Here is a 13,640-nt window from a genome sequence, read left to right on the forward strand (position 1 = left end):
GCTCACCGCGCTGCTGGCCGACCCCGGCACCGTCGACGCGGTCGTCGACGCCTGCGCGCCCGCCGCCGACCGGTGGCTGCCCGCCGCCCGGCTCGGCCTCGCCGACCGGCCGACCGCCGCCGCCGCGCGCCGGGTGCTGGAACTGGGCCTGCCCGCGCTCGACCGGCTCGACCTCGGCCCGGCCGAGCACGCGGACGTGGTCGACCGACTGGGCGCGCTCCTCGACCGCGCAGCCACGAACGGGAGGTAGAGACGTGACCACCACCGAGAACCTGACCACCGAGCAGGTCCGCGAGCGCGTCGCCGAGCAGCTTCGCCGCTCGCGTGCGCGCAGCACGGCCCTGACCGACGCCGTGGACGAGGACGACCTCGTCCGCCAGCACTCCAGGCTGATGTCCCCGCTGGTGTGGGACCTGGCCCACATCGGCAACCAGGAAGAGCTGTGGCTCGTCCGCGACGTCGGCGGCCGCGACCCGGTGCGCAGCGACATCGACGAGCTCTACGACGCCTTCCAGCACGCCCGCGCCGACCGCCCCGCGCTGCCGCTGCTCAAGCCGCGCGAGGCCCGCACCTACGTGCGCGAGGTGCGGGAGAAGGTGTTCGACGTGCTGGAGCGCACCCCGCTCCAGGGGCGCAGGCTGGTCCAGGACGGGTTCGCCTTCGGCATGATCGTGCAGCACGAGCAGCAGCACGACGAGACCATGCTCGCCACCCACCAGCTACGCACCGGAGCCCCGGTGCTGCACGCGGAGGACCCGCCCCGGGCGGCCGAACCGCTGCCCGCGCGCGAGGTCCTGGTGCCCGGCGGGGAGTTCACCATGGGCACCTCCACCGAGCCGTGGGCACTGGACAACGAGCGGCCCGCGCACGCCGCGCACGTCGACGCGTTCTTCATCGACACCGTGCCGGTGAGCAACGGCGAGTACCTGGCGTTCATCGACGCGGGCGGCTACGACGACCCGCGCTGGTGGAGCGAGGTCGGCTGGGCGCACCGGCAGAAGGCGAACCTGGTGGCGCCGCGCTTCTGGGAGCGCGGCCCGGCGGGCTGGCACCGCACCCGGTTCGGTGTGGTGGAACAGGTCCCGTTCGACGAGCCGGTGGTGCACGTGTGCTTCCACGAGGCGCAGGCGTACGCGAACTGGGCGGGCAAGCGGCTGCCGACCGAGGTGGAGTGGGAGAAGGCGGCCCGCTTCGACCCGGCCACCGGCCGCTCCCGCCGCTACCCGTGGGGCGACGAGGACCCCGGCCCCGAGCACGCCAACCTGGGGCAGCGCCACCTGCGACCGGCCCCGGTCGGCTCGTACCCGGCGGGTGCCTCCGCGCTGGGGGTGCGCCAGCTCATGGGTGACGTGTGGGAGTGGTGCGACTCGGACCTGCGGCCGTACCCGGGTTTCGCCGCGTTCCCGTACCGGGAGTACTCCGAGGTGTTCTTCGGCGGGGACTACAAGATGCTGCGCGGCGGCTCCTTCGGCACGGACGCCTCGGCGGTGCGCGGCACGTTCCGCAACTGGGACCACCCCATCCGGCGGCAGATCTTCGCCGGGTTCCGGCTCGCCCGCGACGCGCGACCGGACGAGGTCCGCTGAGCGATGTGCCGCCACCTGGGGTACCTGGGCCCCGCCGTGCCCGTTTCCAGCCTGCTGGGCGGTCCGCGCGGGCTGCTCACGCAGACCTGGGCCCCCGCCGACATGCGCGGCGGGGGCACGGTGAACGCCGACGGCTTCGGCGTCGGCTGGTACACCGGGGCGGGGGACCCGGTGCGCTACCGACGGGCCGTTCCGATGTGGACGGACGCCTCGTTCGCCGCGCTGTCCGCCTCGGTCAGCAGCGGGGCGGTCCTGGCCGCCGCCCGCTCGGCGACGGTGGGCATGCCGGTCGTGGAGACCGCGTGCGCGCCGTTCGCCGAGGGCCGCTGGCTGTTCAGCCACAACGGGGTGGTGCGCGGCTGGCCGGGCAGCATCGCCGACCTCGCCGCCACCCTGCCCACCACCGACCTGATGACCCTCGACGCGCCGACCGACAGCGCCGTGCTGTGGGCCCTGGTGCGCGACCGGCTGCGCGCGGGCGCGCAGCCGGGGGACGCCCTCGCCGAGGTGGTGCTCGCGGTCGCCGATCGCGCCCCCGACTCCCGCCTCAACCTGCTGCTCACCGACGGCACGGCGCTCGCCGCCACGACCTGGTCGCACTCGCTGTCCGCGCACACCACCCCAGACCACGTCGTCCTGGCCTCCGAGCCGTGGGACGACGACCCCCGGTGGACCCCGATCGAGGACCGGCAGCTCGTCCTCGCCGACCTCGGTCCCACCCCCCGCGTGCGGGTCAGCGCGCTGGGCACCCGATAAGGAGACCCACCCCATGCCACAGCCGTCCTTCGACGTCCACCTCCCCGAGGACCACGCCGCCCGCTCCCTGGCCGCCGACGCCCGCGCGGGCCTCACCGCGAACCCGAAGACCCTGCCCCCCAAGTGGTTCTACGACGCGCGCGGCAGCGAGCTGTTCGAGGAGATCACCCGCCTGCCCGAGTACTACCCGACCAGGGCCGAGCGCGCCATCCTCGCCGCCCACGCCGCCGACATCGCCGGGGTGACCGGCGCCCACACCCTCGTCGAACTGGGCTCCGGCTCCTCGGAGAAGACCCGCCTGCTCCTCGACGCCCTGCGCGACGGGGGTTCCCTGGGCCAGGTCGTCACCCTCGACGTCTCCGAGACCGCACTGCGCGAGGCCGCCGCCGACCTGGCGGGCGAGTACCCCGACACCCCCGTCCACGGCGTCGTCGGCGACTTCACCGAACACCTGTCGCTGCTCCCCGGCGACCCCACCCGGCTGGTCGCGTTCCTCGGCGGCACCATCGGCAACTTCATGCCCACCGAACGCGCCCACTTCCTGACCGCCGTGCGGGGCACCCTCAAACCGGGCGAGTGGCTGCTGCTGGGCACCGACCTGGTGAAGGACCGCGAAACCCTGGAGGCCGCCTACGACGACGCCCAGGGCGTCACGGCGGAGTTCAACCGCAACGTCCTGCACGTGCTCAACCGCGAACTGGGCGCCGACTTCGACGTCACCGCCTTCGACCACCTCTCCCGGTGGAACGCCGAGGACGAGTGGGTCGAGATGCGCCTGCGGGCCCGCACCGCCCAGTCGGTGACGATCCCGGCCCTCGACCTGACCGTCGAGTTCGCCGAGGGGGAGGAGATGCGCACCGAGATCTCCGCCAAGTTCCGCCGCGAACGCGTCGCCGCCGAACTCGGCGCGGCCGGTTTTGCCCTCGCCGAGTGGTGGACCGACCCCGAGGCCCGCTTCGCCCTCTCCCTGGCCCAAGCCGACTGACCCCTCCCGTCCCCCCGTCTCCGGTGCCCCTATCCTGGGCACCGGAGACGGGGGGATCCGTGGAATTCGACAGCAGGCGCGCGTGGTCGCGCATGCCCGGCATCAACGCCACCAACCGCGCCAGGGCCGAACTGGCCCGAGCCCACGGCTGGCAGTTCGCCGACCGGGCCCCCTGGCTCCTCGACCGCTGGCCCGTCCTCCCCTTCACCCAGCGCGGCGACATGCGCCTGGCGTACGGGTCGGTGGCGGGCGCCTTCCACGGGATCCCGTTCACGGCCTTCGAGTTCTTCCGCCGCAGCACGGTCCTGGAGAAGCGGGCCCTCGGCATCACCCTCAACGAGCACGACCGCTTCGCCACCGACACGGTGTGGGTGCTGACCCTGCCCGCCCCCATGCCCTTCTTCCACCTCACCTCCCGCGACCAGGTCTACTCCGACACCGGCCAGTACCCGCACCCCGCCACCGCCGACCGCAAGTTCAACCGGCGGCACCGGTTGGTGGCGACTGACCCCCGGGTGGCGGAGTACGTGCTGACGCCGCAGGTGGTGTCGTTGGTGCGGGAGGCGAGGTTGGGGACTTGGGCGTTGGTGGGGAGGGACCTGGTGCACGCGGAGAACGCTTACCTGGGGGGCGCGAACTCGCAGAAGGTGTTGGAGGTACTGGGGTCCTTGGCCGCGCTTATCTCCTGCCTGCCTCGGGGGTAGGGGCTGGCTTAAAGCGCCAGTCGTTTGTTGATGGGTGCCAGGGTGGGCGGATCTGCTCGGCCGTGCCGTGGTTTCAAGGGCCGGGATTTTCGTGGGCGTGCCCGGGTGGGTGGATCTGCTCGGGCGGGGCCCCTACAGCGATCATGCGCCCAGTGTGACCGAGTGGGGCTGAAGAGATGCCCCACAGCCCAAGCAGGCTTGCACATGATCGCTACCCCCACCCAAGCAGATCCACCCACCCGGGCATTTCCGTAGCCGGGCCGCCAGTTTGTTGGGTGGTCGGCGGCTGCGCACGCCGCGGTTCGGTGTGGCAGGCGGTTCGGGGGTGGGCGGCGGCTGTGTCGGTGGGGTTCGGGATGGGCGGTAGTCGTCGTGCGGGCTGGGTGGGCGGAATTCGCGGGAAGGGTGCGGTGTACCCGGATATCGTCCGGGCATGGCTGACGCGATCACCGCCAAGTTGGTGCGGCGGTTCGGGCCCGGTGCCGCCGAGTGGGCGGCCGCGCTGCCCGCACTGGTGGCGGAGTGCGCGCGGCGCTGGCGGCTGGAGGTCGGTGAGCCGTTCGACGGTGGGGCCTCCTCGGTCGCGATCCGCGCCACCGTGGGCGGTCGGGCCGCTGTGCTCAAGCTCAGTCCTGATGCGCCGTTCCTCGCGGCGCAGGCGGGGATGTTGCGGCTGTTCGAGCCCAGCGGCCGGATGCCGGTCCTGCTCGCGGAGGCGCCGGGGGCGTTGCTGCTGGAGGCCGTGCGGCCGGGGACCGAGGTCGCGGACCTGCGGCGGCAGCCCGCGCCGGAGGAGTACGCGGCGCTGCTGGTCGACCTGCACGCCGTCGAGGCGCCGGATGGGGTTGCGGAGGACCTGCGCCTGCGGACCGAGCAGTTCCTGCGGCACGGCATCGGCAGGCTCGGGGAACCGGCGCTCGCCGCTTCGGGGTTGCGGCGGGATGACTTCGAGCGGGCTCTGGGCGGGCTGGACGACCTGTTCGCCCCGCCGTGGCCTTCGGCGCTGCTGCACGGCGACCTGCACCTGGGCAACGTGCTCGACGGTGGTTCGCGCGGCCTGGTGGCCATCGACCCGAAGGTGTGCGTCGGCGACCGGTGTTGGGACGCGGTCGACTACGTGCTGGCCGGGGCGGGCAGGCGCGACGGCATCGAGTACCGGCTGCACGCGCTTTCCACCGCCGCCCGGATCGACGTCGAGCGGCTGCACACCTGGTGTCGGCTGGTCGCGGCGGCCACCGCCGTTCCCGTGCTGCTCCGGGGCGGGTCGGGGCGGGCGGTGGGCGAACTGCTCGCGCTGGCCCGCTGACCGCCCCCGGAACCGTTCGTGCGGAGCCGGGTGGTGCTCGTCGATCGATCCGGTGAGCTTCGTCAAGCGGGGGGCTGCCGGTATCGGCGCTGTGCCACGATGGGGGCGGTACCCCGTCGATGGGGTCCCCGGACGAGGGGGTGCCGTACCCGGTCAGCGACAAGACGGCGCTCGGGGAGCGGATCGTGTCCTGGCTTGTTCTGGTTGTCTCGGGTGTCCTGGAAGCCGTGTGGGCCACGGCGTTGGGCAAGTCGGAGGGGTTCACCCGGCTGGTGCCCTCGCTGGTGTTCGGGGTGGCGATCGTCGCGAGCATGGCGGGTTTGGCCTTTGCCATGCGGGAGTTGCCGGTGGGGACCGCCTACGCCGTGTGGGTGGGCATCGGGGCTTCGCTCACCGTTGCCTACGGGATGTGGACGGGGACGGAGTCCGTGTCGCTCGCCAAGGTCCTCCTGCTGGTGGGGATCGTGGGCTGTGTCGTGGGGTTGAAGGTGTTGCACTGAGACCCGGGGTCAGGTGGGGAGCAGGCGGGCGACCAGGGTGGTGAGTTGGCGGGTGTTGCGGCACTCGTGCATGGGGACCACCTCCGCGTACCTGTCCGCCTCCGAGTCGCCGCCCGCCCACAGGGCCCGGCGTTCCGGGTTGAGCCAGTGGGCGTGGCGGGCGGGGGCGACCATGGCGTGCAGGGCTTCCAGGTTCGGGTCGCCGCCGTTGGTGCGGCCGTCGCCCAGGATGAGCAGGGAGGTCTTGGGGGTGATCGCTTCCGCGTGGCGTTCGGTGAAGTGGCGGAAGGCCCGGCCGTAGTCGCTGTGGCCGTCCCAGGTGGACAGGGTGGCCTCGGCGTGGATGCGGGCGCTGAGGCCCTCGGGGTCGGCGGCTCCGGTGTGGACCAGGTGGGTGATCTCGTCCACCGTGTCGACGAAGCCGAAGACGCGGACCCTGCTGAACTGGTCGCGCAGGGCCTGCACCAAGAGCATGGTGAAGTCGGCGAAGCCCGCCACCGAGCCGGACATGTCGCACACCAGCACGATCTCCGGGCGGCCCGGCCTGCGCCGCCGGTACGCCGGGCGCAGGGGGACGCCGCCGGTGGACAGGGAGCGGCGCAGCGTGCGGCGGATGTCGATGTGGCCCCGGTTGGCGCGGCGCCTGCGGGCGGCGAGGCGGGTGGCCAGCCTGCGCGACAGCGGGTGGATGGTGCGGCGCAGTTCGGCCAGTTGCTCGCGGTTGGCGACCAGGAAGTCCACCCCGTCCGCCGACGGGGCCACGGCGTGCTCCAGCACCCGCTGCCTGCCGCGCGCCTCCGCCGTGCGCCGCCGGGCCTCGGTGCGGACCGCCGTGCGGAACGCCTCGATCCGGCGGCGCACCTCGTCGCGTTCGAGGCGGTCGGTGAAGTTCCCCCGCCCGCCACCGGTTTCGGCGAGGACGCGCACCAACAGGGTCTGCGGGCGGACCTTCTCCAGGGTCTCGTGGGCGGAGAAGCCGCCGCCCGAGCCGCTGCCGTACCGGCCGAACGCCTCGACCGCGATGCCCGCGAGCCTGGTCAGGCCGCCCGCGTCCTCGGCGGCGAGGGCGGCGACGAGTTCGGCGCGCAGGTCGTCGAGGTCCCGGTCCCGGTCGCGGGCGCCCTCCGGCACGCCGACGCCCAGGGGGAAGCACACGTCGAACACCGCGTCGAAGACCGGGCGCTGACCGGCGCGGCGCAGCAGGGCCGCCGCCAGGCCCTCGCGGAGGCGTTCCCGGTCGGCCAGGCCCAGGACCTCGGCGACCGCCGCCGCGTCGACCGTTTCGCTGGGGCCCGCCGTGACGCCGTGCCCGCGCAGGGCGGTGACCAGCTCCACCAGCCGTTCCGGCAGGCCCGCGCCGGTCATGACGCCGCGCCGTCCAGGGCCTCGTCCAGGCGGAGGCGGTCGCGGACGCGGATGATGTCGTCCTGGTGCTTGACGATCACCCCGAGGCTGGCCCGCACCACCTCCTCGTCGAGGGTGTCGGCGCCCAGGGCGAGCAGGGTGCGGGCCCAGTCGACCGCCTCGGCGACCGAGGGGGCCTTGCGCAGGTCCATCGCCCGCAGCGCGCCGACCACGGCCACCACCGACGCGGTCAGCGCCTCGTCGATGCCGGGGACCTTGGTCCGCACGATCCGCCGCTCCAGTTCGGGTTCGGGGAAGTCGATGTGCAGGAACAGGCAGCGCCGCCGCAGCGCGTCGGACAGGTCGCGGGTGGCGTTGGAGGTCAGCACGGTGAACGGGCGGCGCTTGGCCACGATGGTGCCCAGTTCCGGGACCGTCACCTGGAAGTCGCCCAGCACCTCCAGCAGCAGGCCCTCGATCTCCACGTCGGCCTTGTCCACCTCGTCCACCAGCAGCACCGTGGGCTCGTCGCCGGAGATGGCGGTGAGCAGGGGGCGGGAGAGCAGGTACTCCTCGGTGAAGATGTCCGCCCGCGCCCGGTCCCACCCCTCGTCGCGGCCCGCGGTGATGCGCAGCAACTGCTTGGCGTGGTTCCACTCGTACAGCGCCCGCGACTCGTCGACGCCCTCGTAGCACTGGAGGCGGACCAGCCGCGAGCCCGTCGCCGCGGACACCGCCCTGGCCAGTTCGGTCTTGCCGACGCCCGCGGGACCCTCGACCAGCAGCGGTCGTCCCAGCCGGTCGGCGAGGAACACCGTGGTGGCGACCGGGGCCGAGGCCAGGTAGCCCTGCTCGGCCAGGCGCTCGACCACCTCGTCGACCGAGGCGAAGTATCCGGTTCCGATCACCCCGCCACGGTACTGCGCCGACGGCGGGTGCGGTGCGCGCGCGGGTATCGTTCGGGGGTCAGGAGAGGAGCGGCCCGATGTCGCAGACCGAACAGCGCGAGCAGGCCGTCCGGGCCCGGCGTCGCCTGCGGTTCCTGGTGGTCGCGCTGGTCGTGGCCGCCCTGTTGTTCGGCGTGCCGTGGTGGGTGCTGGTCGCCGGTGGCCAGGACTGGCCGGGGTGGTTCGTGGCGCTCGGTTCGGCCGTCTTCCTCGCCGGTGCCGCCGCCCTGCCGTACTCGATGACCAAGGGCCGCCGCAGCGACCGCGCCGCGGTGGTCGGCGACGTGCTGCTCGGTGTCGTCTGGGTGCTGTTCGTGTGGAGCATCCTCGGCGCGCTGGCCGAGGTGGTGCTGGCGCTCGCCGGGGTGGACGACCCCACCCGCTCCCGCGTCGTCGCGGCGGCGGTCGTGGTGGTCGCCGCGGTGCTGCTCGCCCACGGCCACCACGAGGCGATGCGCGTGCCCCGGGTCCGCCGCACCGAGGTGCACCTGCCGCGGCTCGGCCCCGGCCTCGACGGCGTGAAGCTCGTCCTGCTCGCCGACACCCACTACGGCCCGATCGACCGCTCCCGCTGGTCGGCCCGCACCACGGCCGCGGTCAACGCCCTCGACCCCGACATCGTCGCCCACGCGGGCGACATCGCCGACGGCACGCCCGCGCAGCGGCTCACGCAGTCCGCCCCGCTCGGCGACGTGCGCGCCACCCTCGCCCGGGTCTACGTCACCGGCAACCACGAGTACTTCAACGAGGCCCAGGGCTGGCTCGACCGCATGTCCGAACTGGGCTGGGAGGCGCTGCACAACCGGCACGTCGTCGTCGAGCGCGGCGGCTCCCGGCTGGTCGTCGCGGGCATCGACGACCGCACCGCCCCGTCGTCCGGGCTGCCCGGCCACCAGCCCGACATCACCACCGCCCTGGCGGGTGCCGACCCCGACCTGCCGGTGCTGCTGCTGGCCCACCAGCCCAAGCAGATCTCCACCGCCGTGGAAGCGGGCGTCGACCTCCAGGTGTCGGGGCACACCCACGGCGGCCAGATCTGGCCGTTCCACCTGCTGGTGCGGCTGGACCAGCCGTGGTTGCAGGGGCTGACCAGGCTCAACGAGCGCACGCACCTCTACACGAGCCGCGGTGCGGGCTTCTGGGGTCCGCCGTTCCGGGTGTTCGCGCCGAGCGAGATCAGCCTGCTGACGCTGCGCTCGACCCCGGTGGCCTGACGGGCAGTCGGCTTTCGGTGGGTTGATCACCGGTGGACCGGCATTGAACTCTCGGTGATGCCCGGTCGACCGCCGTTTCGGCGCCCATTGTGCGGGTGTGGTTGTTGTTGGTAAGTCTTTCCCGTCTGGTTCGACCGGAAAACGGGAGGCACCGCCGCCATGGCCGTCGGGAAGCGCAGGATCGGGTTCGTGGTCGCGGGAGCGGCGCTGCTGGCGGTGGCGGTGCCGGGGGTGGCCTGGGCGGACCCGCCCGCCGCGCTGCCGTCCAGCGTGGCCGAGCCGGACGGCAAGTGGCAGCCCGCGTTCGACTACGACGGCGACGGCTGCTACCCCACGCCCGCCATCGGCCCCGACGGCACCCCCGCGCCCGGCCTGAACAACTCCGGCGCGCTCAACGGCAACTGCCGCGACCAGTCCGACCTGGACAACACGAACTCCTACGCGCGGACCAAGTGCAACAACGGCTGGTGCGCCCACCTCTACGACCTGTACTTCGAGAAGGACCAGGCCGTCCCGGGCATCGACTGCTGCGGTCACCGCCACGACATCGAGCACGTGGTGGTCTGGGTCAGCGGCGACCAGGCGCGCTACGTGTCCACCTCCGCGCACGGCAACTACTCCACCCGCCCCAGCTCCGAGGTCGCCTGGGAGGGCACGCACGCCAAGGTGGTCTACCACAAGGACGGCGCCTCCACGCACTGCTTCCGCCTCGCGGGCCGCGACGAGGCGCCGGAGAACCACTACGGCGCCTGGCAGTACCCGGACCTGGTGAGCTGGGACAACTTCCCGCCCGGCATCCGCGACCGGTTGGTGAACGCGGACTTCGGCAGCGCGAGCCTGGGCATCAAGGACGGCGCGTTCAACGACAACCTCAACAAGGCCAAGCCGGGGGGCATCCCGTTCGACCCGTACGCGTGATCACCGCGGTGGCCCCGCCCCGGCGGGGCCACCGGCCCACACGCCCAGGGCCAGCCGCACCAGCTCGGCGTTGCCGCTGACGGGTTCGCCGCCCGGGCCGCGCAGCACGTCCTCCAGGCCGATCCGGGTCGGGAGGCCCAGTCGCCCGGCATGGGCGACGAGCGGCCAGCACGCGGCACCCTCGCCGTGCAGCAACCGCGGGCCGCGGACGTCGAGGTCGGCCAGCCCGGCGAGGACCGCGTCGGCCTGGCCCACCGGGTCCGCGCCGCCCATGATCTCCACCAGGACCCTGGTGAACGGCCCGCGACCGACGACCTCGGCGTCCCGGACCGACCACACCCCGGCCTCCACCCCGATCCCGGCGTCGCGCAGCACCCCGACCAGGTCGGCGAACCCGGGTTCGGACGCGTTGACCGAGGCGAAGTCCGGCCGCTCCGCCGCTGCCAGGTCCGCCCACCCGCGCACCGCCGCCCGCCGCCGCGCGACATCGCCGCCGGTGATCCACAACCCGGTGGACACCCCGACCGCGACCCCGGCGGCGCGGGCCGCGCGCACGCCCGCCGCGATGTCCTCGGCCGCGAGCGACTCCGCCCCACCCGCGTCGCGCGGGTGCAGGTGCACGGCCTCGGCCCCGGCCGCCACCGCCTCGACCGCGGCGGCCCCCACCTCGGCGGCCGTGACCGGCACGGCGGGGTGCTCGTGCCGCTGCCGCCCGCCGTTGAGGCACACCTTGAGCCGGTTCACCTCGGTGCCCACTGCTTCCTCCCCGCTGTAGGTGTCACCCGTCAGTTTGCCGACAGATGGGTGACACGGGCAGACACCACCGCGCCCGGGTGCGACCCTCCCCGGTGCAGCCGGTGATCGCCCAGGGGCGGGGCCGGGCCGACCGGGGGAACCGGAGCAGCCGATGATCGTCGTCCTGACCGCGCTCGAAGTCGAGCACGAGGCCGTCCGCGCGCACCTGCGCGACCTGCGCCCGCACCACCACCGGGCCGGGACGGTGTTCGAGGTCGGCCACCCGGCCGGGCGGGCGGACCGGCCGGTGGCGCTGGCGGGCATCGGCCGGGGCGCGGCCACCGCGGCCACCGCCACCGAGCGCGCCATCGCCGAGTTCGCCCCCGCCGCGGTGCTGTTCGTCGGGGTGGCGGACGCGCTGCGGCCGTGGGTCCGGCTCGGTGACGTCGTGGTCGCCACCAAGGTCCACGGCGCCGGGTCCCGGGCCTGGGAGACCTCGCACGGGCTGGTCCAGCTCGCCAGGCACGTCAGCCGCACCCGCGCCTGGCCGGAGCCGGTCGACCTGGTCGGTTCCGTCCACTTCGAACCGATCGCGGCGGGCGGGTCGCACCGCGACCACCCGGGCGCCGACGACGCCGTCGCCGTCGAACCGGAGGGCGCCGTGGACGCGGGCCACCTGCACCCGGGCACCCCCACCATCGCCATCCGGGGCATCGGCGGCACCGGCGACGGCACCGGGGCCGCCACCGACGCCGAGGGCTGGCCCGCCATCGCCGCCGCCAACGCCGCCGCGTTCGCCCTGGGCCTGGCCGTCGCCGTCGACCCCACCGGCACCGCGGAGCGGCGGGCGGAGGCGGTTCCCCCGGCGGTGCACAACGAAGCCCACGGCAACGCCGCGGTGCAGGCCCAGATCGGCGTGGTGCACGGCGGCATCGTCTTCAACCGCTCCCCGGACGGAACCTGAAGCGGGGCGATTTCACCCGGTGTCACGGTGACGGCCGGGCGCGGCCGTGCCAGGGTGTGGGGCGGACCGGGAGGGATCGACGGAGGGTTCGATGCGAGTGGGACGGCTGGCCGCCGTGGCGCTGCTGGTGGCCGGGACGGTGGCGGGGGTGGCGCCGCAGGCCCTCGCGGCGCCGGAGGTGCTCTGGCACGGGTGCGCGGAGCTGGACGGCGTGCCCGAGGCGGACCGGGGGCGGTTCGACTGCGCCGAGTACGCGGTGCCGCTGGACCACGACCACCCGGGGGCGGGGACCGTCACCATCGCGATGATGCGCCGGGCCGCCGACGACCGGGACGCGCGGATCGGGTCGCTGTTCCTCAACCCCGGCGGGCCGGGCGCCAGCGGGTACCTGATGGCAGCCTCTGCGCCGGTGTTCCTGGAACCGGAGGTGCTGCGGCGGTTCGACGTGATCGGCTTCGACCCGCGCGGGGTGGGCCGCAGCACGCCGCTGCGCTGCTTCACCTCCCAGGAGGAAGCCGACGGGGTGTTCGCCAACGTGGTGTCCGTCCCGGTCACCCCGGAGCAGGTGCGCGAGGCGATCACCGCGAACCGCACCTACGAGCAGTCCTGCGGGCGCAACGGCGGCACGCTCCTCGACCACATGTCGACCGCGGACGTGGCCCGCGACCTCGACCTGGTGCGCGCCGCGGTGGGGGACCCGGCGCTGAACTACCTGGGCTTCTCCTACGGCACCCTGCTCGGCGCCACCTACGCGGCCATGTTCCCCGACCGCACCCGCGCGGTCGTCCTGGACGGCAACGTCGACCCGGCCCTGCGCACCACCGACGGCCTCGAACACGACCGCCGCCGCACCGCGGGCTTCGAGCTGGCCCTCGACGCCTACCTGCGCACCTGCGACGAGGTCGGCTGCCCGCTGGCCCCCGACTCCCGGGCCAAGTTCGACGCCACCCGCGACGCCCTGGAGCACTCCGGCCCGGTCACCCTGCCCAGCGGCTACACCATCAGCCGCGACGACCTCGTGACCACCACGGCGGGCGCGCTGTACCGGCCCGCGCTGTTCACCAGGCTGGCCGTGTTCTTCGCCGCCACGTACGCCGCCACCCACCCCGGCCGCTCCGCTCCCACGCCGCTCACCGCCGACACCCTGCGCGACCTCACCGCCGCCCGCATCGACCCCCGCCGCGACAGCCCGTACACCGACGACGACGCCTACGCCGCGGTCAACTGCGCCGACAAGCCCTTCCCGGTGCCCCTGTCGCTGGTCCCGCGCATCGCCGAGTGGTGGGACGCGGAGATGCCCACGTTCGGCCGCGGCCTGAGCTGGGGCGACCCGGCCACCTGCGCCGACTGGCCCGGCCGGGGCAGCGACCGGTTCACCGGCCCGTGGAACGCCCGCACGCCCAACCCGGTCCTGGTCGTCGGCAACCGCTACGACCCGGCCACCCGCCACCGGTTCGCCGAGGCGATGGCCGCGCAACTCGGCAACGCGCACCTGCTGACGGTCGACGCCTTCGGCCACTGCATCCTCGGCTCCAGCGCGTGCGCCGACCGGGCGGTGGCCGAGTACCTGGTCGACCTCCGGCTGCCGGAACCGGGCCGGGTGTGCGAGCCGGACGTGGCGCCGTTCGCGGCGTTCTGAGCGCGGTCGGGGTCGTCCACAGCGGACGGTCCGCGGCCGGGT

General features: G+C 74.1%; 13 protein-coding genes, 1 pseudogene and 1 riboswitch. Of the genes and pseudogenes, 11 read left to right on the top strand and 3 right to left on the bottom strand.

Translation table 11 applies throughout. The features are described 5' to 3' along the window. The 7 genes and pseudogenes from L6E12_RS29995 to L6E12_RS30025 form a co-directional block, all read left to right on the top strand. Positions 1 to 250: pseudogene (locus tag L6E12_RS29995) on the top strand (ergothioneine biosynthesis glutamate--cysteine ligase EgtA); the annotation flags it as partial. 4 nt (positions 251 to 254) lie between these two features. Next, complete coding sequence (egtB, locus tag L6E12_RS30000) at positions 255 to 1,586, top strand: ergothioneine biosynthesis protein EgtB (RefSeq protein ID WP_374201968.1); 1,332 nt, start codon at positions 255 to 257, stop codon at positions 1,584 to 1,586. Between the two features lie 3 nt (positions 1,587 to 1,589). Then, on the top strand, positions 1,590 to 2,342 hold the full coding sequence (egtC, locus tag L6E12_RS30005) for an ergothioneine biosynthesis protein EgtC (protein WP_236231294.1): 753 nt from the start codon (positions 1,590 to 1,592) through the stop codon (positions 2,340 to 2,342). 13 nt (positions 2,343 to 2,355) lie between these two features. Further along, positions 2,356 to 3,327, top strand: a complete 972-nt coding sequence (gene egtD, locus L6E12_RS30010; RefSeq protein WP_236231295.1) for an L-histidine N(alpha)-methyltransferase — start codon at positions 2,356 to 2,358, stop codon at positions 3,325 to 3,327. Positions 3,328 to 3,386: 59 nt separating this feature from the next. Then, positions 3,387 to 4,031 carry a hypothetical protein gene (locus tag L6E12_RS30015; RefSeq protein ID WP_236231296.1) on the top strand — a complete coding sequence of 215 codons (645 nt, stop codon included), beginning with the start codon at positions 3,387 to 3,389 and terminating at the stop codon, positions 4,029 to 4,031. 433 nt (positions 4,032 to 4,464) lie between these two features. Beyond that, positions 4,465 to 5,337: an aminoglycoside phosphotransferase family protein gene (locus L6E12_RS30020; RefSeq protein ID WP_236231297.1), complete on the top strand. Its 873-nt coding sequence runs from the start codon at positions 4,465 to 4,467 to the stop codon at positions 5,335 to 5,337. Between the two features lie 105 nt (positions 5,338 to 5,442). After that, positions 5,443 to 5,511: riboswitch (guanidine-III (ykkC-III) riboswitch) on the top strand. 11 nt (positions 5,512 to 5,522) lie between these two features. Then, positions 5,523 to 5,837, top strand: a complete 315-nt coding sequence (locus tag L6E12_RS30025; RefSeq protein ID WP_236231318.1) for a multidrug efflux SMR transporter — start codon at positions 5,523 to 5,525, stop codon at positions 5,835 to 5,837. A gap of 9 nt (positions 5,838 to 5,846) precedes the next feature. On the opposite strand, the gene L6E12_RS30030 is transcribed toward L6E12_RS30025, so the two are convergent. Then, positions 5,847 to 7,202 carry a VWA domain-containing protein gene (locus L6E12_RS30030; RefSeq protein WP_236231298.1) on the bottom strand — a complete coding sequence of 452 codons (1,356 nt, stop codon included), beginning with the start codon at positions 7,200 to 7,202 and terminating at the stop codon, positions 5,847 to 5,849. After that, positions 7,199 to 8,086 (bottom strand): AAA family ATPase, encoded by an 888-nt coding sequence (locus L6E12_RS30035; protein WP_236231319.1) that lies wholly within the window; start codon positions 8,084 to 8,086, stop codon positions 7,199 to 7,201. Before L6E12_RS30035 ends, L6E12_RS30030 begins: the two co-directional genes overlap by 4 nt. Positions 8,087 to 8,166: 80 nt before the next feature. Between L6E12_RS30035 and L6E12_RS30040 the strand changes: the two genes are divergently transcribed. Both L6E12_RS30040 and L6E12_RS30045 read left to right on the top strand, forming a co-directional pair. Beyond that, positions 8,167 to 9,342 (top strand): metallophosphoesterase, encoded by a 1,176-nt coding sequence (locus L6E12_RS30040; RefSeq protein ID WP_236231299.1) that lies wholly within the window; start codon positions 8,167 to 8,169, stop codon positions 9,340 to 9,342. A 159-nt stretch (positions 9,343 to 9,501) separates the two neighbouring features. Then, positions 9,502 to 10,260 carry an NPP1 family protein gene (locus tag L6E12_RS30045; RefSeq protein WP_236231300.1) on the top strand — a complete coding sequence of 253 codons (759 nt, stop codon included), beginning with the start codon at positions 9,502 to 9,504 and terminating at the stop codon, positions 10,258 to 10,260. On the opposite strand, the gene L6E12_RS30050 is transcribed toward L6E12_RS30045, so the two are convergent. Next, positions 10,261 to 11,016, bottom strand: a complete 756-nt coding sequence (locus L6E12_RS30050) for a 3-keto-5-aminohexanoate cleavage protein (RefSeq protein WP_236231301.1) — start codon at positions 11,014 to 11,016, stop codon at positions 10,261 to 10,263. It lies immediately after the preceding gene. A 151-nt stretch (positions 11,017 to 11,167) separates the two neighbouring features. Between L6E12_RS30050 and L6E12_RS30055 the strand changes: the two genes are divergently transcribed. After that, the gene (locus L6E12_RS30055; RefSeq protein ID WP_236231302.1) at positions 11,168 to 11,959 is read left to right on the top strand and encodes a purine phosphorylase; all 792 of its coding nucleotides are present in this window, start codon (positions 11,168 to 11,170) and stop codon (positions 11,957 to 11,959) included. Between the two features lie 91 nt (positions 11,960 to 12,050). Next, positions 12,051 to 13,598, top strand: coding sequence for an alpha/beta hydrolase (locus L6E12_RS30060; RefSeq protein ID WP_236231303.1), 1,548 nt, complete (start codon positions 12,051 to 12,053; stop codon positions 13,596 to 13,598). Positions 13,599 to 13,640: the final 42 nt, after the last annotated feature.

The sequence above is a fragment of the Actinokineospora sp. PR83 genome, assembly GCF_021056305.1.
GTDB lineage: Bacteria > Actinomycetota > Actinomycetes > Mycobacteriales > Pseudonocardiaceae > Actinokineospora > Actinokineospora spheciospongiae.

Excerpts from the sequence above, each read along its gene's own strand:
- egtD (WP_236231295.1), top strand. The coding sequence starts at position 2,356 with ATGCCACAGCCGTCCTTCGACGTCCACCTCCCCGAGGACCACGCCGCC.
- egtC (WP_236231294.1), top strand. The coding sequence starts at position 1,590 with ATGTGCCGCCACCTGGGGTACCTGGGCCCCGCCGTGCCCGTTTCCAGC.
- L6E12_RS30040 (WP_236231299.1), top strand. The coding sequence starts at position 8,167 with ATGTCGCAGACCGAACAGCGCGAGCAGGCCGTCCGGGCCCGGCGTCGC.
- L6E12_RS30055 (WP_236231302.1), top strand. The coding sequence starts at position 11,168 with ATGATCGTCGTCCTGACCGCGCTCGAAGTCGAGCACGAGGCCGTCCGC.
- L6E12_RS30030 (WP_236231298.1), bottom strand. The coding sequence starts at position 7,202 with ATGACCGGCGCGGGCCTGCCGGAACGGCTGGTGGAGCTGGTCACCGCC.
- L6E12_RS30060 (WP_236231303.1), top strand. The coding sequence starts at position 12,051 with ATGCGAGTGGGACGGCTGGCCGCCGTGGCGCTGCTGGTGGCCGGGACG.
- L6E12_RS30045 (WP_236231300.1), top strand. The coding sequence starts at position 9,502 with ATGGCCGTCGGGAAGCGCAGGATCGGGTTCGTGGTCGCGGGAGCGGCG.
- L6E12_RS30020 (WP_236231297.1), top strand. The coding sequence starts at position 4,465 with ATGGCTGACGCGATCACCGCCAAGTTGGTGCGGCGGTTCGGGCCCGGT.